The 16,745-nt window shown below is 69.3% G+C and carries 20 protein-coding genes; 8 read left to right on the plus strand and 12 right to left on the minus strand.

Features of this window, described 5'->3' with window-relative positions; translation table 11 throughout:
* Nucleotides 1-84 precede the first annotated feature (84 nt).
* The 3 genes from fabG (at nt 85) to ACHAAC_RS10435 (ending at nt 2,643) form a co-directional block, all read left to right on the plus strand.
* Nucleotides 85-852 carry a 3-oxoacyl-ACP reductase FabG gene (gene fabG, locus ACHAAC_RS10425; RefSeq protein ID WP_435716163.1) on the plus strand — a complete coding sequence of 256 codons (768 nt, stop codon included), beginning with the start codon at nt 85-87 and terminating at the stop codon, nt 850-852.
* A gap of 2 nt (nt 853-854) precedes the next feature.
* Nucleotides 855-1,880 carry a phosphotransferase family protein gene (locus ACHAAC_RS10430; protein WP_435716165.1) on the plus strand — a complete coding sequence of 342 codons (1,026 nt, stop codon included), beginning with the start codon at nt 855-857 and terminating at the stop codon, nt 1,878-1,880.
* 145 nt (nt 1,881-2,025) lie between these two features.
* The gene (locus ACHAAC_RS10435) at nt 2,026-2,643 is read left to right on the plus strand and encodes a TetR family transcriptional regulator (protein WP_435716167.1); all 618 of its coding nucleotides are present in this window, start codon (nt 2,026-2,028) and stop codon (nt 2,641-2,643) included.
* Between the two features lie 25 nt (nt 2,644-2,668).
* Here the strand turns inward: ACHAAC_RS10435 and glmM are convergent, their stop codons facing one another.
* From glmM to rplM, 3 genes are read right to left on the minus strand one after another with little or no spacing between them, the layout of a single operon-like run.
* Nucleotides 2,669-4,012: a phosphoglucosamine mutase gene (gene glmM / locus ACHAAC_RS10440; RefSeq protein ID WP_435716169.1), complete on the minus strand. Its 1,344-nt coding sequence runs from the start codon at nt 4,010-4,012 to the stop codon at nt 2,669-2,671.
* A 3-nt stretch (nt 4,013-4,015) separates the two neighbouring features.
* On the minus strand, nt 4,016-4,522 hold the full coding sequence (gene rpsI, locus ACHAAC_RS10445; RefSeq protein ID WP_435716171.1) for a 30S ribosomal protein S9: 507 nt from the start codon (nt 4,520-4,522) through the stop codon (nt 4,016-4,018).
* A 29-nt stretch (nt 4,523-4,551) separates the two neighbouring features.
* Nucleotides 4,552-4,995 (minus strand): 50S ribosomal protein L13, encoded by a 444-nt coding sequence (gene rplM / locus ACHAAC_RS10450; RefSeq protein ID WP_435716173.1) that lies wholly within the window; start codon nt 4,993-4,995, stop codon nt 4,552-4,554.
* A gap of 281 nt (nt 4,996-5,276) precedes the next feature.
* Here rplM and ACHAAC_RS10455 point away from each other — a divergent pair, with 281 nt between their 5' ends.
* Together ACHAAC_RS10455 and ACHAAC_RS10460 are read left to right on the plus strand one after the other, a co-directional pair.
* Nucleotides 5,277-6,569 carry a citrate synthase gene (locus tag ACHAAC_RS10455; RefSeq protein ID WP_435716174.1) on the plus strand — a complete coding sequence of 431 codons (1,293 nt, stop codon included), beginning with the start codon at nt 5,277-5,279 and terminating at the stop codon, nt 6,567-6,569.
* Nucleotides 6,570-6,973: 404 nt separating this feature from the next.
* Complete coding sequence (locus ACHAAC_RS10460) at nt 6,974-8,428, plus strand: hypothetical protein (protein ID WP_435716175.1); 1,455 nt, start codon at nt 6,974-6,976, stop codon at nt 8,426-8,428.
* Nucleotides 8,429-8,533: 105 nt separating this feature from the next.
* Here ACHAAC_RS10460 and ACHAAC_RS10465 read toward each other — a convergent pair whose 3' ends face one another.
* Complete coding sequence (locus ACHAAC_RS10465) at nt 8,534-9,835, minus strand: metallophosphoesterase (protein WP_435716176.1); 1,302 nt, start codon at nt 9,833-9,835, stop codon at nt 8,534-8,536.
* A gap of 120 nt (nt 9,836-9,955) precedes the next feature.
* Between ACHAAC_RS10465 and truA the strand changes: the two genes are divergently transcribed.
* The 3 genes from truA to ACHAAC_RS10480 all read left to right on the plus strand — a co-directional run bounded on the left by truA (nt 9,956) and on the right by ACHAAC_RS10480 (nt 11,789).
* Nucleotides 9,956-10,747: a tRNA pseudouridine(38-40) synthase TruA gene (gene truA, locus ACHAAC_RS10470; RefSeq protein WP_435716177.1), complete on the plus strand. Its 792-nt coding sequence runs from the start codon at nt 9,956-9,958 to the stop codon at nt 10,745-10,747.
* A gap of 38 nt (nt 10,748-10,785) precedes the next feature.
* A complete protein-coding gene (locus ACHAAC_RS10475) occupies nt 10,786-11,130 on the plus strand; it encodes an MmcQ/YjbR family DNA-binding protein (RefSeq protein ID WP_435716178.1) in 345 nt (114 codons plus the stop codon).
* A gap of 65 nt (nt 11,131-11,195) precedes the next feature.
* Nucleotides 11,196-11,789 (plus strand): class I SAM-dependent methyltransferase, encoded by a 594-nt coding sequence (locus ACHAAC_RS10480; protein ID WP_435716179.1) that lies wholly within the window; start codon nt 11,196-11,198, stop codon nt 11,787-11,789.
* Between the two features lie 147 nt (nt 11,790-11,936).
* On the opposite strand, the gene rplQ is transcribed toward ACHAAC_RS10480, so the two are convergent.
* The 8 genes from rplQ to ACHAAC_RS10520 form a co-directional block, all read right to left on the minus strand.
* Nucleotides 11,937-12,518, minus strand: a complete 582-nt coding sequence (gene rplQ, locus ACHAAC_RS10485; RefSeq protein ID WP_435716180.1) for a 50S ribosomal protein L17 — start codon at nt 12,516-12,518, stop codon at nt 11,937-11,939.
* A 35-nt stretch (nt 12,519-12,553) separates the two neighbouring features.
* Complete coding sequence (locus ACHAAC_RS10490) at nt 12,554-13,564, minus strand: DNA-directed RNA polymerase subunit alpha (RefSeq protein ID WP_435716181.1); 1,011 nt, start codon at nt 13,562-13,564, stop codon at nt 12,554-12,556.
* Nucleotides 13,565-13,631: 67 nt separating this feature from the next.
* Nucleotides 13,632-14,240, minus strand: a complete 609-nt coding sequence (gene rpsD / locus ACHAAC_RS10495; RefSeq protein WP_435716182.1) for a 30S ribosomal protein S4 — start codon at nt 14,238-14,240, stop codon at nt 13,632-13,634.
* A gap of 55 nt (nt 14,241-14,295) precedes the next feature.
* Nucleotides 14,296-14,697 carry a 30S ribosomal protein S11 gene (gene rpsK / locus ACHAAC_RS10500; RefSeq protein WP_435716183.1) on the minus strand — a complete coding sequence of 134 codons (402 nt, stop codon included), beginning with the start codon at nt 14,695-14,697 and terminating at the stop codon, nt 14,296-14,298.
* Nucleotides 14,698-14,704: 7 nt separating this feature from the next.
* A complete protein-coding gene (gene rpsM, locus ACHAAC_RS10505; RefSeq protein WP_435716184.1) occupies nt 14,705-15,073 on the minus strand; it encodes a 30S ribosomal protein S13 in 369 nt (122 codons plus the stop codon).
* Nucleotides 15,074-15,318: 245 nt separating this feature from the next.
* A complete protein-coding gene (gene rpmJ, locus ACHAAC_RS10510) occupies nt 15,319-15,432 on the minus strand; it encodes a 50S ribosomal protein L36 (RefSeq protein WP_008361054.1) in 114 nt (37 codons plus the stop codon).
* A 37-nt stretch (nt 15,433-15,469) separates the two neighbouring features.
* Entirely contained in the window at nt 15,470-15,691 is a 222-nt protein-coding gene (gene infA, locus ACHAAC_RS10515; RefSeq protein ID WP_007078610.1) for a translation initiation factor IF-1, read from the minus strand.
* A gap of 115 nt (nt 15,692-15,806) precedes the next feature.
* Nucleotides 15,807-16,727 carry a serine hydrolase gene (locus ACHAAC_RS10520; RefSeq protein WP_435716185.1) on the minus strand — a complete coding sequence of 307 codons (921 nt, stop codon included), beginning with the start codon at nt 16,725-16,727 and terminating at the stop codon, nt 15,807-15,809.
* Nucleotides 16,728-16,745 lie beyond the last annotated feature (18 nt).

Below are 16,745 nucleotides of genomic sequence, written 5' to 3' on the forward strand. Positions count from 1 at the left end.
CTTTGTGGCGGAGGTCTCGCCGTCGTCTCGCCGGTGCGCTACCGTGGCGACTAAGCAAGCGCTTAGCCAACCCGAGGAGTGCCCATGCCCCAGCCCAGCACCACGCCCCGCACCGCGATCGTCACCGGAGCAGCCCGTGGCATCGGCGCGGCCGTTGCCCAGCGGCTGGCCGCCGACGGACACGCCGTCGCCGTCGTCGATCTCGACGAGTCGGCCTGCGCGAGCACCGTGGAGACGATCCGCTCCGCCGGCGGCACGGCCATGGCGGTCGGAGCCGACGTGGCCGACGCCGACAGCGTCGATGCCGCGGTGGAACGCGTTGCCGCCGAGCTGGGTTCCCCCACCGTCGTGGTGAACAACGCCGGCATCCTGCGCGACAACCTGCTGTTCAAGATGACCGTCGAGGACTGGGACGCCGTCATGGGCGTGCACCTGCGCGGATCGTTCAACGTCACCAAGGCCGCCCAGAAGCACATGGTCGAGGCGACGTTCGGCCGGGTCATCAACCTGTCGAGCACCTCCGCCCTGGGCAACCGCGGGCAGGCCAACTACTCCGCCGCCAAGGCCGGTCTGCAGGGCTTCACCAAGACCCTCGCGATCGAGCTCGGCAAGTTCGGCGTCACCGCCAACGCCATCGCGCCCGGGTTCATCCAGACCGACATGACGGCGGCCACCGCGGAACGCGTCGGGGTGCCCTTCGACGACTTCATCGACTACGCGGCCAAGGAGATCCCGGTCCAGCGCGTCGGTCAGCCCGAGGACATCGCCCACACCGCGTCGTTCCTGGCCAGCGACGGGGCCGGCTTCGTGTCCGGCCAGGTCATCTACGTCGCCGGCGGACCGAGGGCCTGACGATGCCCGAGGGACTCGACCTCGACGCCGTCCGCACATGGCTGGACGCCGAGCGGCCCGGACTGCTCGGCGATCGGCTGGAGGCCGACCTCATCACGGGCGGGAAGTCCAACCTGACCTATGCCGTCACCGACGGGACCACCGAGGTCATCGTGCGTCGTCCGCCCTTGGGCCACGTGCTGGCCACGGCCCACGACATGGCCCGGGAGCATCGCGTCATCACCGCCCTCGCCGGCACCGCGGTCCCGGTGCCTCGCACGTTCGCCCTGTGCGAGGACGACAGCGTGATCGGGGCACCGTTCTACGTCATGGAACGCGTGGCCGGCACCGCGTACGCGAGGGCGTCGGAGCTGGAGAAGCTCGGACCGGAGCGCACCCAGGCCATCACCCAGCGGATGGTCGACGTGCTGGCCGAGCTGCACGCCGTCGACCCCGCCTCCGTCGGGCTCGCCGACTTCGGGCGCCCCGACGGCTACCTGGAACGACAGGTCCGACGCTGGAAGAAGCAGCTGGAAGCCTCGCGCAGCCGCGAGCTCCCGGGCATGGACGACCTCGTCGCCCGGCTGGAGTCCACCCTGCCGGAGACGAGTGAGGGCACGATCGTGCACGGCGACTACCGCCTGGACAACCTGCTCGTCGACACGACCACCCCGGGAGCCGACGAGGTCACGGCCGTCCTGGACTGGGAGATGAGCACACTCGGCGACCCGCTCACCGACGTCGCGGTGCTGCTAGCCTACCAGCAGCTGGCCGAGGCTGCGCCGGGAGGCACGGCCGGCGCACTCGTCACGGATGCGGCCAAGGCCCCCGGCTACGCTCCCCGCGAGGAGCTCCTGGCCCGTTACGCCGAGCGTTCCGGTCGCGATGTCTCCGACATCGACTTCCACCTCGCCCTGGCGTTCTTCAAGCTCGCCGTCATCCTCGAGGGCATCCACTACCGACACGCGCACGGGCAGACCCTCGGCGAGGGCTTCGCCGGCATCGGTGACCTCATCGAGCCACTCATCCAGGCCGGCCTGCGCGCCTGACGGTTTACCACGGTCCCTCGGAATACTGGCACTTCCCCAGGGATGCTCCCCACGGGGTGTGCGGGTTTGCCGAGGGACCGTGGTAAACCGTCATCCGGGTCGCACAGGCTCGTCGCCGGGCACAGGTTGGCCTAGGGTGGGCGCCGTGACCGCCGAGATCCTCCAGCCGCGCCGTCGGCCCACCCAGGAGCGGAGCCACAAGAAGTTCGACCTGCTCCTGCAGGTCTCGCGCGCTCTCCTGCTCGAGGTGGGGTTCGAGTCGTTCACGTGCGAGGAGGTCGCGCAGCGCGCCGAGCTGCCGATCGGCACCCTGTACCAGTTCTTCGCCGGCAAGTACGTCATCGTGTGCGAGCTGGACCGCCAGGACGCCGTCGCCGTGCGTCAGGAGCTCGCCCAGTTCGCCAGCGAGATCCCGACGTTGGACTGGTTGCGCTTCCTCGACCGGCTCGTGGACCACATGGCCGCTCTGTGGGTCGAGGACCCGTCACGCCGCGCGGTGTGGCACGCGGTGCAGTCGACCCCTGCCACGCGCGCCACCGCAGCGGTCACCGAGCGTGAGCTGGCTGCCGAGGTGGCGCGGGCGCTGGCGCCGTTGACCCCGGGGACGCCTCGCGAGCGCCGACAGATCATGGCCGAGGTGCTCGTCCACGTCGTCTACTCGATGCTCAACTTCTCGGTCCGCGACGGACAGGGTCACGCCGAGGCGGTCATCGAGCTCAAGCGGTTGCTCGCCGCCTACCTGGTGGCCGGCGAGCACTCCTGAAAGATCCGGGTCGGCCCGGGGTCGCTCAGCCCAGGGTGCGGCGCACGACGTCCGCCAGGTGCTCGGCGACCTCGCCGGCCTGCGCCATCGTGGGCGCCTCGACCATGACCCGCACGAGGTTCTCGGTGCCGGACTGCCGCAGCAGCACCCGACCGTGTCCGGCCAGCCGACCGGTAGCCGCAGCGACCTCGGCCTGCAGGACCGGGTCCGTCTCGGTACGGGACTTGTCGACGTCGGGGACGTTGACCAGCACCTGCGGCAGCCGCGTCATCACGCGGCTCAGCTCGGCGAGAGAACGACCGCTCCCGGCCATGCGGGCCGCGAGGCTGAGTGCCGTCAGCACGCCGTCACCGGTGGTGGCGTGCTCGCTCATGATCACGTGGCCGGACTGCTCCCCACCGAGGACGAACTCACCGGCGCGCATCGCCTCCAGGACGTAGCGGTCCCCGACGGCGGTCTGGACCACCGTGATGCCGGCGGCCTCCATGGCCTGCACGAAGCCCAGGTTGCTCATGACGGTGGCGACGACGGTGTCGGCCCGCAGCGTCCCTGCGGCCTGACTGGCCAGCGCGAGGATGGCCAGGATCTGGTCACCGTCGACGACCTCGCCGGTCGCATCCACGGCGAGGCACCGATCGGCGTCGCCGTCGAAGGCGAATCCGGCATCCGCCTGGTGCTCCACGACGGCCTTCTGCAGGCCCTGGAGGTGCGTGGATCCGCATCCGTCGTTGATGTTGAGCCCATCGGGCTCGGCGTTGATCGCGACCACTTCCGCACCCAGCCGGGTGAAGGCCTCCGGTCCCACCTCGAACGCGGCGCCGTGGGCACAGTCGAGGACCACCGTGAGGCCTTCCAGCCCTGTACCGATGGCGTCGACGAGGTGACGCACGTAGGTGCCGACCCCGACGTGGCTGTCCCCCAGGCGGCCGACTGCGGCGCCGGTGGGCCGGTCCCACGGTTCCCGGAGCCGACGCTCGATCGCCTGCTCGAGGTCGTCGGCGAGCTTGAACCCGCCCCGGGAGAGGAACTTGATACCGTTGTCGGGCATCGCGTTGTGGCTCGCGGAGATCATGACGCCCATGTCGGCGGCCAGCTCAGCGGTCAGGAAGGCCGCACCCGGGGTCGGCACGACGCCCAGGCGATGTACGTCGACCCCGGCCGAGGCCAGTCCGGCCACGACGGCGGCCTCGAGGAACTCCCCCGACGCTCGCGGATCGCGAGCGACGACGGCCGTGGGCCGCTGGTCGGCGAAGACCCCCGCCTCGCCCAGCACATGGGCAGCCGCGACGGACAGGTCGAGCGCGAGCTCGGCCGTGAGGTCACGGTTGGCGAGTCCGCGGACTCCGTCAGTGCCGAAGATCCGGCCCAAAGGTCAGCGCTTGCTGTACTGCGGAGCCTTGCGCGCCTTCTTGAGGCCTGCCTTCTTGCGCTCCTTGACGCGCGCGTCACGGGTGAGCAGACCGGCCTTCTTCAGCACGGGCCGGTTCACCTCCTCGTCGATCGCGTTGAGCGCGCGGGCGACGCCGAGGCGCAGCGCACCGGCCTGGCCGGTCATGCCACCACCGGTCACGCGGGCGACGACGTCGAAGCTGTTCTCCAGGCTCGTCTCGGCGAACGCCTCCTTGGCGATCTGCTGGTGCAGCTTGTTGGGGAGGAACTCCTCCAACGGCTTGCCGTTGACGATCCAGCTGCCCGAGCCGGGGACGATGCGCACACGCGCGATGGCCTGCTTGCGACGGCCGGTGGCGGCACCGGGGGCGACGACGGCCGTGCTGACGGGACCGTCGGAGGCACCGGCGGTCTCGGAGGTGTAGGCGACGCCCTCGGCGTTCGGCTCGATGGCGGTGTCGGTCTCGGTGTCAGTGGTGCTGTCGGCCACGGTGATCTTCTCTCGGCTCTCTGGGTCGCTTACTGGGAGATCTGCGTGATCTCGAAGGGCTGCGGCTTCTGGGCCGCGTGCGGGTGCTCGGGGCCTGCGTAGACCTTGAGCTTCGTGATCAGCTGACGGCCCAGGCGATTCTTGGGCAGCATGCCGCGCACGGACGTCTCGATGGCCTTGCGAGCATCCTTGTCGAGCAGGTCACCGTAGGCGATCTGCTTCAGGCCACCGGGGTAGCCGCTGTGGCGGTACACGTCCTTGTCGGTGCGCTTGTTGCCCGACAGGGCGACCTTGTCCGCGTTGATGATGACCACGAAGTCACCACCGTCGACGTGCGGGGCGAAGGTCGCCTTGTGCTTGCCACGCAGCAGCGTCGCGGCCTGGACGGCGAGGCGTCCGAGGACGACGTCCTCGGCATCGATGACGTGCCACTGACGGTTGATGTCAGCAGGCTTGGGGCTGTACGTGCGCACGGCGTGACCTTCTCGCGTTTCGAAAGCTGTGTCTCGGGAGTCGGGGAGCTCAGAACATCTCCCCGGGCCGTCCTGCGGCGTCCGAGAGACGGACAGCGGGAAGCGGCGACTCTCAAGGGTAACGGGCTGGTCCGCGCCCGGTCAAAACGGCCCGGGCCGAACGCCGGGTGCGACGGGGTGCACACAGCCCCCTTGTGCGACCGGACACACCGCCGACTACGTTGGGACCTGAGCGCCGCAGACACCGCGGACTGCAACTGCACCGGCACAGGAGACCCATCGTGACCGACCAGACGCTGACCGTCCGGGACAACCGGACCGGCGAGGAGTACGAGCTCGAGATCAACGACGGCACGGTGCGTGCCGGGGATCTCGGCAAGATCGGCAAGACCGAGGACGACCCCGGCATCGCGGTCTACGACCCCGGCTTCACCAACACCGCCTCCACCCGCAGCTCCGTCACCTACATCGACGGCGACCGGGGGATCCTGGAGTACCGCGGCTACCCCATCGAGCAGCTGGCGGAGTCCTCCACCTTCCTGGAGGTGGCCTACCTGCTCATCCACGGCGAGCTGCCCACCAAGGAGCAGCACGACCAGTGGGTGCACGAGGTCACGTTCCACACCTTCGTGCACGAGGACATCAAGACGGTCATGCGGGGCTTCCGCTACGACGCGCACCCGATGGGGATGCTGCTCTCCAGCGTCGGCGCGCTCTCGACCTTCTACCCCGAGGCACGCAGCATCAGCGACGAGCAGGTGCGTCACGAGCAGGTCGTGCGGCTCATCGCCAAGATGCCGACGCTCGGCGCCTGGTCCTTCCGCCACGCCCAGGGCAAGCCGTACATCTACCCGGACAACGACCTCACCTACACCGAGAACTTCCTCTCGATGCTGTTCAAGATGAGCGAGCAGAAGTACGACCCGGACCCGCGGCTGTCCAAGGCCCTCGAGGTCCTGTTCATCCTGCACGCCGACCACGAGCAGAACTGCTCCACGAACGCTGTCCGCTCCGTCGGGTCCAGCCAGGTCGACCCGTACTCCGCGATCAGCGCCGGCATCGCTGCGCTCTACGGCCCGCTGCACGGCGGCGCCAACGAGGCGGTCCTGCGGATGCTCAAGCGCATCGGCTCCAAGGACAAGGTGCCGGAGTTCATCGAGGGCGTGAAGAACGGCAACGAGAAGCTCATGGGCTTCGGGCACCGCGTCTACAAGAACTACGACCCGCGCGCCAAGATCATCAAGAAGGCCGTCGACGACGTCTTCGAGGTCACCGGCGTGAACCCGCTGCTGGAGATCGCCCAAGAGCTGGAGAAGATCGCACTCGAGGATGACTACTTCGTCTCCCGCAAGCTCTACCCCAACGTGGACTTCTACTCCGGCCTGATCTATGAGGCACTGCAGTTCCCGCCGGAGATGTTCACCGTCTTGTTCGCTATCCCCCGCACCGCCGGCTGGCTGGCGCAGTGGGTCGAGCTCGTCGACGACCCGGAGCAGAAGATCGCGCGCCCCAAGCAGATCTACACCGGCGAGCGTCAGCTCGACTTCGTCCCGGCCTCCCAGCGCTGGGCCTGATCACAGCCTGAACCAAGGCCCCTCGATTCCCGTCATTTCGGGGACGGGGGGTCTTGTCGCGCGCTAGCGTGCTCGACGAAGGTCTCGTCAGGGTTGGGAGTCCCCGACGGGGTGGGAGCCTTCGGTCGGTCCGTCGACACGGATCGAGGGAGCAAGGGAGCAGGCATCATGTGCCGACGACGCGACGGTGCGCGCGCCCGCGACGAGCGCGGCGCCGCCATGGTGGAGTTCGCGCTCATCGCGCTCTGCCGGCCGACGTCGGGTACGAGACCACGGCCGAGGTGAGCTGACGTGGGCCGCCGGCCCGAGCGCGACGAACGGGGCGCCATCCTGCCGATGACCGCACTGCTCGTGGTGGTCGTGCTGGGCGTCACGGCCTTCGCCGTCGATCTCGGACTCAACGCGTGGCCGCCCGTGACATGCAGGTCCTCGCCGACGTCGTCGCCCTCGACACCGCAAGATCGGAGTACCTGTCCGCCTGCGATCAAGCAGAGCTCCAAGAAAGAGCAGCCCTGAGCCTCGACCGACCGCAGCCCCGCATCGGCCGCGAGCGCGAGCTTGTGGTGACCCCCGGACGCGTAGACGCGGTCGGCGAGTTCAAGTCAGAATCTGAGGGCGGGTTCAGTGTCTGTAACGCCGTGCGGATCACCGCCGCCACCGACTTCGACTTCGCCTTCGCCCCGGTGATCGGAACCGACTCCGGATCGGCCTCCAAGAGCGCCATTGGCTCCCGGTCCGAGCCGTCGGTCTGCTTCTCCGCGGGCACCAAGGCGTTGTCGCTGAGCACGAGCGGCTCGGCCCTCGGTCCCGTGCTCGACCAAGTCATCCAGGTCAACGACCTCGACGTCGTCGGCTACGCAGGCGTGGTCGACCTCAAGGAGCTCACGATCCCGCTCGCCGACCTCGACGTCGCGCTCAGCGCCGTCACCGGTGACGGCGTCGTCGATCTGACCGAGGTCAGCCTCGGGGACTTCCTGCTCGCCACGGCCACCGTGCTGACCAACCAGGGCTCTGCCGACGCCGTGCTCCAGGCCAACCTCCTGAACCAGATCGCGGCTCGGGCGGACGACCTCTCCCTGACGCTCGACGACATCCTCGCGCTCGGGACCACCGGCAGCTCCGGGCTGGACGCCGACGTCAACGCGCTCGACCTCGTCGCGGCGGCCATCGTCGCCGCGAACGGCGTGAACGCGCTGAAGATCAAGGACCTCGGCATCTCCCTCCCCGGCGACCTGGTCAACGGCAGCACAGAACTCGTGCTCATCGAGCCCCCGCAGATCGCCTGCGGGCCGGTGGGGACCAAGGCCCGGACAGCACAGGTCCGGGTCGACATCGCCAAGGACATCAACGCCATCGGGCTGACATCGGCGGGGTTGAGCATGGGGGTCGAGGTGGCGCAGGGCACGGCCGAGCTCACCGACGTGCGGTGCGAGAGCCCTGAGCAGACGACGGTCCGGGGCACCACCGGGCTCGCTCACGTGGTCGCCCGTAAAGACCAAGGTCAATCCGGCCTGTCGGTCAAACTGCTGGGACTGGCGCTCGCCAACGTCAACCTCACGGGTCAGGTGGGGTCGAACACCACGACCCACGACTTTCCCTACCCACCGGCCCCCGACCTCAAGCAGCACTACGGCGGCACCACCCGCATCATCGTCAACGCCGACGTGTCGGGCCTGGGCGGTCTGCTCAACCCGCTCAACGTGCTGCTGAACCCCATCCTCGACACGGTCAACGCCCTCACTGGAACGCTGGACCTGCTCCTGAAGCCGGTCCTCGCGGCGCTCGGCATCCAGGTGGGCTCGATGGACGTGATGATGCTCGGCACCCCCCAGTGCAACAACGTCCGGCTGGCCGGCTGACACCTCCGTCGGTGCTTCTGCCACCGAATGAGCGCTCTTTCGGTGGCGCAGGCACCGACACGCCCGACCGTGCCGCGGATTCGTTTGCTCAGGCACCGATCCGGGTCACCAGTTGACGTTCTTGCGACCCGTAGCGTCCTTGGTGATCGTGAGCTCGTCGATGACGTCGCCCTCGCGGACGCCGGGCTCGGGGTCCCTTCCGAGGTGGGCGGCCACGGCGCGGTAGCGCAGCTCACCCTCGCTGACGTCGACCACCTGGTAGGTGCTCACCTGCTCCGCCCCAGCCACCCGGGTCGCGTCGCGACGCCTCCAGTCGGCGTCGTCCAGCTCGTAGACCTTGGGCCCGGAGTTGGAGGCCGCGAAGACCGTGCCGTCGGGGTCGCCCTCGAAGCCCCGGCTGTAGACGTGGTCGTGACCGCTGAGCACCAGGTCGACGTCGTGCTTCTCCAGGACGGGCAGGATCTCTGCGTGCACGGTGGCGTTGCTGCGCTTGGTCCGGGAGGCGAAGGGGCCGGAGTGCATCAGCACCACCGTCCAGCGCTGCTCGCTCGTCGCGAGTGACTCCTCCAGGAAGGCGGCCTGGGTCTCCAGATCGTCGCCGAAGGAGTCCAGCACGACGAAGCGCACGCCCTGCACGTCCGTACGGAACCACGTCGGCCGCTGGCCCTCGAACCCGTTGTCCGGGAACGTGAAGTAGGCGCGGAACGCCTGGGCGTCACCGTGGCGGCACCGGCCGCCCATGATGCACTGCTCGTGGTTGCCGATGGATGAGAGGACGTTGCGGGTCGTCCGCGCCGGCGCCAAGGCGTCGAGGGCCTCGAGCCACTGGTCATGGCGGTACGGGTGGTCGATGAGGTCACCGGCCTGCAGGACGAGGGACGCCTCTGGGTGCTCATCCACCGCGGTGCGGACGATCCGCGCCGGAACCTCGGCGTTGTCGACCTGGGTGTCGCCGAGGGCCAGGAAGCTCCACCGGCCCGTCTCGTCGTCGGCGGTCGTGAACTCCTGCTCGGCGGTGGCGCCGTCGGCGTTCTCGACCCGATACGTGTAGGAGGTGCCGGGACGCAGGTCGGTGGCCGTGCTGGTGTACGCGGGCAGGTCCGAGCCGCTCTCCGCCACCGTCGTCGCCTCCTTGCGCTCGGCCTGCGCGACGACCCGCCCTCCCCCGTCCACCGGCTCGAGGGTGACCTGCTGCCCCGCGGCGTCCGTCGACGAGCGCCAGGTGAACGTCTGGGAGGTGGAGGGGTCGGCGCTCGGCGTCAGCACGACGGCGGCAGGCGGCGTGCCCTCAGCGCCCTCGGCCGGCCCCCCGTCGTCCATCGAGGACGGCGAACCGGTCGTGCAGGCCGCGAGCAGGACGGCGCCCAGACCGACGGCGACCCGAGCAAGCACGACGCGACGCCTCATGCGGACAGGATAGGGCGCGCCTTCGCGACGGAGGCGACGCCGAGGTGGCCGGGGCGCGACCGGCACTGGTCCGCGGGGATGGCCGCCAGCGGCACCGGGTCCGGCCGCTACCGTGAGCGGGTGCGCCTGCGGATCGACCTCTCCTACGACGGTGCCGGCTTCCACGGCTGGGCGACCCAGCCGGGCCTGCGCACCGTGCAGGGCGAGGTCGAGGGGGCGATCGCGACCGTGCTGCGGCTCGACGAACGAGTCGCCCTCACGTGCGCCGGCCGCACCGACACCGGCGTGCATGCTCGTGGACAGGTGGTGCACGTCGACCTGCCCGACGACGTCGACCCCGCGGCCCTGCACCGCAGGCTCCGACGCATCCTGCCCGACGACGTCGTCGCCCGCGACTGCGTGGTCGCACCAGAGGGCTTCGACGCCCGGTTCGCTGCTCTCGAGCGGCGCTACGTCTACCGGATCGACGACACCGGCACTCCCGATCCCCTCCCCCGTGGGCACGTCGTCGCGTGGCGCAAGCCCCTCGACGTCGCCGCGATGCACGAGGCGGGCTCCCTGCTGCTCGGCGAGCACGACTTCGCCGCCTTCTGCCGCCGCCGAGAGGGCGCCACCACGGTCCGCACGCTGCTGGAGCTCTCGACCCGGCGCGAGGGCCCGCTCCTGCTCACCACCGTCCGGGCTGACGCCTTCTGCCACTCGATGGTGCGTGCCCTCATGGGCGCACTGGTCGCGGTCGGGGAGGAACGCCACCCGCCCTCGTGGGCCGGACAGGTCCTCGCCGCCGGCGTGCGCGACTCCCGGGTACGCGTCATGCCGGCGCACGGCCTGACGCTGGAGCAGGTCACCTACCCCGGTGAAGACGGTCTGGCCGACCGGGTGACCCGGGCCCGCCGTCGTCGCGACGAGTGAGCCGCGAGCGACACGTCGCCGCGGTGGGACACTGAGCCATGGTCCTGCCTTGGAGCGACCTCGCCTCGTGGGCGACGCGCACCTTCCCCGACACCGACGAGTCGACGTCCTACGGCACCCCGGCCCTCAAGGTCAAGGGGCGGCTGCTGTGCCGGCTGCGCACCGAGGCCGAGGGGTTGCTGGCCCTGAAGTGCTCATCGGAGGACAAGCTGGCGCTCGTCGACGGGGGCGACCCCGCCTTCAGCACGTTGCCCCACTATGACGGCCACGGCTACGTGCTCGTCGACCTTGACCTGGTGGATGCTGAGGAGCTGCGCGAGCTCCTCACCGACGCATGGCTGCGCACCGCACCCCCGCGGGTCCGACAGACCTGGCAGGACTGAACTCCCGAACGCACTCGACCGCGCCCCGCAGCGCAGGGCGTCGGCCTCCTTGGGAGAATGACCACGTGGGCGGACACTACTTCGACGACGACCCGACGGGCATCGAGCGACGTCGCGACGTCGACGTGGACCTCTGGGGCCACCAGCTCCGTTGCACGACCGCGTCGGGCGTCTTCTCCAGCGACGGGCTCGACCACGCCACGCGCCTCCTGCTCGAGAGCGGTGAGCCGCCGGCCGGAACGCCGACCCTCCTGGACCTGGGTTGCGGATGGGGCCCGATCGCGTGCCTGCTGGCGGCCGCCGCTCCCGACGCGACGGTGTGGGCCGTCGACGTGAACGAGCGAGCGCGCGACCTCACCGCCCTGAACGCTCGGCGCCACGGCCTCACCGTGCACGTCGCCGCCCCCGAGGAGGTGCCAGGAGACGTGCGGTTCGACGCCATCTGGTCCAATCCGCCGATCCGCATCGGCAAGCCCGCCCTGCACGAGCTCCTCGCGACGTGGCTCGGCCGCCTGGCCGATGACGGCCACGCCCGGCTCGTGGTGGGCAAGAATCTCGGCGCCGACTCCCTGCAACGCTGGCTGGTCGAGCAGGGTTGGCCGACCCAGCGCGCGGCCAGCTCGAAGGGCTTTCGCGTCCTGACGTCGCGTCCTCGCTGACAGCCACTAGCGAGCGGCGAGTGGCGCAGACCTGATGCCCAGTGGCGCACATTCGCGCGACCCGCCGTCTCAGAATCGCGGATCTGCGCCACTCGCGCACGCACGAGGGCCCGCCACCGTTCGGTGGCGGGCCCTCGTCGGCGCTGGCTACTTCTCGTCGGCGGAGTTCTCGGCATCCTGCGCCGGAGCTGCATCCTCGACGGCCTCTGCAGCCTCGGCGACGTCCTCGCTCGTGGCCGGCTCGGTCTCGGCCTCGTCGGCGGGCGCACCCGCGACGACGTCGGTCTCGACCTCGGCCGCGTCATCGGCAGCGTTGACCTCGGCCGGAGCCGCGGCAGTGGCCTGGGGAGCGGCACCCTGTGCGGCGAACTCCTTGGTCTCCACGATCTCGATGACGGCCATCGGCGCGTTGTCGCCCTTGCGGGGGTTGATCTTGGTGATCCGCGTGTAGCCACCCGGGCGGGTGATCATCGCGGGACCGATCTCGGTGAACAGCGTGTGCAGGACGTCCTTGTCACGGATGACCTTGACGACGTGCCGGCGGTTGGCGACCGTGTCGTTCTTCGCCTTGGTGATGAGGTGCTCGGCGTACGGGCGCAGGCGGCGAGCCTTGGCCTCGGTCGTCGTGATGCGACCGTGCTCGAACAGCGCCGTGGCCAGGTTGGCCAGGATCAGGCGCTGGTGCGAGGGGCTGCCGCCGAGGCGCGCTCCCTTGGTGGGGGTAGGCATGGTGTGTCTCCAGATTCAGTCAGTCGGCCAGCAGGTCAGTACTGCTCGTCCTCGGCGAAGCTCGCGTCCTCGTCATAGGCCTCGGCCGCGGCAGCGGGATCGAAACCGGCCGGGCTGTCCTTGAGCCCCAGGCCCATCTCGGCCAGCTTCGCCTTGACCTCGTCGATGGACTTGGAGCCGAAGTTGCGGATGTCGAGCAGGTCCTGCTCCGAGCGCGTGATGAGCTCACCCACGGTGTGGATGCCCTCGCGCTTGAGGCAGTTGTAGGAGCGGACCGTGAAGTTCAGGTCCTCCACCGGCAGGGCCAGGTCGGCCGCCAGCTGCTCGTCGACGGGCGAGGGTCCGATGTCGATGCCCTCGGCCTCGACGTTGAGCTCGCGCGCCAGGCCGAACAGCTCCACGAGAGTGGACCCGGCCGACGCAATCGCGTCACGCGGTGCGATGGAACGCTTCGTCTCGACGTCGATGATCAGCTTGTCGAAGTCGGTGCGCTGCTCCACACGGGTGGCCTCGACCTTGTAGGTCACCTTCAGGACCGGGCTGTAGATCGAGTCGACCGGCATCCGCCCGATCTCCTCGTCGCCGGTCTTGTTCTGCGTCGCCGAGACGTAGCCGCGGCCGCGCTCGACCACGAGCTCGACCTCCAGGCTGCCCTTGTCGTTCAGGGTGGCGACGTGCAGGTCGGGGTTGTGCACCTCGACGCCCGCGGGCGCCTCGATGTCGGCCGCCGTGGCGACGCCCTCACCGGACTTGCGCAGGTACATCACGAACGGCTCGTCGTGCTCGGAGGAGACGACGAGGTCCTTGAGGTTCAGGATCATCTCCGTGACGTCCTCGGTGACTCCGGGGACGGTGGAGAACTCGTGCAGGACGCCGTCGATGCGGATCGACGTGACGGCCGCACCGGGGATCGACGACAGCAGGGTGCGACGCAGCGAGTTGCCGAGGGTGTAGCCGAAGCCGGGCTCGAGGGGCTCGATGATGAACCGCGAACGGTAGTCGTCGACGACTTCCTCGGACAGGACGGGGCGCTGGGCGATGAGCATGTGTGTTGTTCCTTTCCGGACCGACCACTATTTGAGGGCCCGGGACGGGGTGGGTGTGCTGAGGAGCTCAGATCTTGGAGTAGAACTCCACGATCAGCTGCTCCTGGATGGGGACGGTGATCTGCTCGCGCACCGGGCTCTGGTGCACGAGGATGCGGCCGCGGTCCGGCGAGACGTCCAGCCAGCCGGGCACCACGTCGGAGTCGTGCGTCTCGCGCGCGACGATGAACGGCGTGGTCTCCAGGCTCTTGGGCTTGACATCGATGATGTCGTGCTTGCTGACCTGGAACGACGGGATGTTGGTCTTGACGCCGTTGACCAGGAAGTGACCGTGGGTCACGAGCTGGCGGGCGTGGCGACGCGTGCGGGCCAGACCGGCGCGGTAGACGACGTTGTCGAGCCGGCTCTCCAGCAGGCGGAGCAGGTTGTCGCCGGTCTTGCCGGGCTTGCGGTGCGCGGCCTCGTAGTACCTGCGGAACTGCTTCTCCAGCACGCCGTAGGTGTAGCGCGCCTTCTGCTTCTCGTGCAGCTGGGTGCGGTACTCCGACTCCTTGACGCGGGCGCGTCCGTGCATGCCGGGCGGGTAGGGGCGACGCTCGAAGGCGGAGTCGCCGCCGACGAGGTCAACGCCGAAGCGGCGCGACTTCTTGGTAAGGGGTCCGGTGTAACGGGCCATGGTTCGAAACTCCTGGCGATCTAAGTCGGTGCTTGATCAGGTCTGGGCGCGGTCGTCAGAGACGACGGTGCTTGGGCGGGCGGCAGCCGTTGTGGGGGCTGGGGGTCACGTCGGAGATGGTGCCGACGTCGAGGCCGACTCCGCTCAGCGACCGGATCGCCGTCTCGCGGCCCGAGCCGGGGCCCTTCACGAAGACGTCGACCTTCTTCATCCCGTGCTCCATCGCCTGACGTCCGGCGGCCTCTGCGGCCATGCCGGCCGCGAACGGCGTGGACTTGCGCGAGCCCTTGAACCCGACGGTGCCGCCGGAGGCCCAGGCGATGACGGCCCCGGCGGGGTCCGTGATCGTCACGTGGGTGTTGTTGAACGTGCTCTTGATGTGGGCCTCGCCCTGAACGACGTTCTTCTTGACCTTGCGGCGCGTCTTCTTCGCGCCTGCAGTCCTGGGGGCAGCCATCAGTGGATCACTTCTTCTTTCCGGAGACGGTGCGCTTGGGGCCCTTGCGGGTGCGCGCGTTGGTCTTGGTGCGCTGGCCGCGGACCGGCAGGTGCGCCCGGTGACGTCGACCCTGGTAGCTGCCGATCTCCATCTTGCGACGGATGTCGGCGGTGACCTCGCGACGCAGGTCACCCTCGACCTGGAAGCTGGCCTCGATGTGGTCGCGCAGGGCGACCAGCTGCTCGTCGGTCAGCTCGTGGACGCGAAGGTCCCCGCTGATGCCGGTGGCTTCGAGGGTGGCGATGGCGCGGGTTCGCCCGACGCCGAAGATGTAGGTGAGAGCGATCTCTACGCGCTTGTCGCGCGGGAGGTCTACTCCAACGAGGCGTGCCATGGTGGCAGTTCCTTCCGTTCGGCAGAGGTGTGGTCATCCGAGGCGCCCCGGCTGCCTCCAGGACGCCCGTCGTGCGGTGTGGGGTCCTGAGCCGGGCCCCGGCCTCTGCGCCGGGGGTGACATCCGTCCTTGCGGACGGATGAGCCTTCAGATGTTCAGTGCTGCTGGTGAAAAAGTTCTGCTGCGAAGAGTGTGTCGCTACGGCCTTGCGGCCGCCAAGACAATGGTCGCGTTACGGAGGCTGCTCAGCCCTGGCGCTGCTTGTGCCGGGGGTTCTCGCAGATCACCATGACGCGGCCGTGGCGACGGATCACCTTGCACTTGTCACAGATCTTCTTCACGCTCGGGTTGACCTTCATCGAGGAAGCTCTCTCTTCAGTCTGAACGTGTGTGTATTCACTTGTAGCGGTAGACGATGCGTCCACGGCTGAGGTCGTACGGCGAGAGCTCCACGACCACGCGGTCCTCGGGGAGGATGCGGATGTAGTGCTGACGCATCTTGCCGCTGATGTGCGCGAGGACCTTGTGGCCGTTGGCCAGCTCCACGCGGAACATCGCGTTGGGCAGTGCCTCGACAACGGCACCTTCCATCTCGATGACGCCTTCTTTTTTCGCCATAACCCCAGCTTCTCGAGTCGATATCGTCTGCCGGGCCCCACCCGCGCGACATTCCTGACCCCGAGCAGAGCCCAAGGGCAGGGAAGGACGCGCCAAGAAAGGCCGACAGGGAAGTCTACGCCGCTGGTGCCCTGTGAACAAAATCGGCCATCTCAGCGACCGTGAGACGGGCGGTCCTCTCGATGCGCTGCAGTCCGCGCTCGAGCGTCCGGTTGTCCGAGGAGATCACGGCCAGCAGGTAGTCCCGACCACCGACCCGCACCTCGCCCATGCTCGAGACGTGCCAGCGCCGGCTGCTCTCGTCCTGCAGGTACCCGGCCTTGAGCACCGCTGCGTCCGGATCGTCCGCAGCGGCCGGGACCCCCACCCGCTGGTCCTGCGCGACGCGCGACATGAGCGAGCGCATGGTTCGCTCCCCCCGTGCTCCGATGAGTGCGTCATCGCCGAGGACTGCCCGCAGCATGCTCAGCCGATCGGCGGCGCTGGTCCGGGTCCTGCCCCACTCATCGCCCCCCACGGTCGTCTTTTCGAGCCCGGCGCGTGTGGTGAAGGCGTTCACAGCATCGGCGCCACCAGCACGCTCGAGCAGGACGTCGGTTGCCTCGTTGTCACTCACCGTGATCATGCTGCGGGCGAGCGCTCGCTGTGAGCCCTCGAGCCTGCCGTCCTGACGGCTCAGGAGGGTGGCGAGGATGTCGATCTTCATCGTGCTGGCGCCGAACGCCGTCGCCTTGCCTGCATCGAGCTGCCGGCCGGTGCCCACGTCGAGGATGGCGACGGAGACGTCCGGTCCGACCGCCTCGACCGCCCGGGCGAGGCGGTCCAGCGCCTCGTCCTGGGCATCGGGGCGGGGGGCCGGCACGGTGCTTGCGCCCAGGGGCGACGCGACGATCGCGGCCAGCTCGACGGTCCGGGAGACCTCCGGTGGCAGGGCCGTCCCGCCGTCGGGCGCGCTGTGGGGAGCCTTGGCCTCGGAGGTCGCCACGGCGACCGCCAGTGAGGTCAGCAGGGCCACGGCCCCCAGTCGCAGAATCACGGGTCCAACGATAGGCCC

The organism is Aeromicrobium sp. CF4.19, assembly GCF_051262555.1.
In the GTDB taxonomy this organism is placed as follows: Bacteria; Actinomycetota; Actinomycetes; order Propionibacteriales; family Nocardioidaceae; genus Aeromicrobium.

Excerpts from the sequence above, each read along its gene's own strand:
- fabG (WP_435716163.1), top strand. The coding sequence starts at position 85 with ATGCCCCAGCCCAGCACCACGCCCCGCACCGCGATCGTCACCGGAGCA.
- ACHAAC_RS10430 (WP_435716165.1), top strand. The coding sequence starts at position 855 with ATGCCCGAGGGACTCGACCTCGACGCCGTCCGCACATGGCTGGACGCC.
- ACHAAC_RS10465 (WP_435716176.1), bottom strand. The coding sequence starts at position 9,835 with ATGAGGCGTCGCGTCGTGCTTGCTCGGGTCGCCGTCGGTCTGGGCGCC.
- ACHAAC_RS10475 (WP_435716178.1), top strand. The coding sequence starts at position 10,786 with ATGGTCCTGCCTTGGAGCGACCTCGCCTCGTGGGCGACGCGCACCTTC.
- rplQ (WP_435716180.1), bottom strand. The coding sequence starts at position 12,518 with ATGCCTACCCCCACCAAGGGAGCGCGCCTCGGCGGCAGCCCCTCGCAC.
- ACHAAC_RS10490 (WP_435716181.1), bottom strand. The coding sequence starts at position 13,564 with ATGCTCATCGCCCAGCGCCCCGTCCTGTCCGAGGAAGTCGTCGACGAC.
- rpsD (WP_435716182.1), bottom strand. The coding sequence starts at position 14,240 with ATGGCCCGTTACACCGGACCCCTTACCAAGAAGTCGCGCCGCTTCGGC.
- rpsK (WP_435716183.1), bottom strand. The coding sequence starts at position 14,697 with ATGGCTGCCCCCAGGACTGCAGGCGCGAAGAAGACGCGCCGCAAGGTC.
- rpsM (WP_435716184.1), bottom strand. The coding sequence starts at position 15,073 with ATGGCACGCCTCGTTGGAGTAGACCTCCCGCGCGACAAGCGCGTAGAG.
- rpmJ (WP_008361054.1), bottom strand. The coding sequence starts at position 15,432 with ATGAAGGTCAACCCGAGCGTGAAGAAGATCTGTGACAAGTGCAAGGTG.
- infA (WP_007078610.1), bottom strand. The coding sequence starts at position 15,691 with ATGGCGAAAAAAGAAGGCGTCATCGAGATGGAAGGTGCCGTTGTCGAG.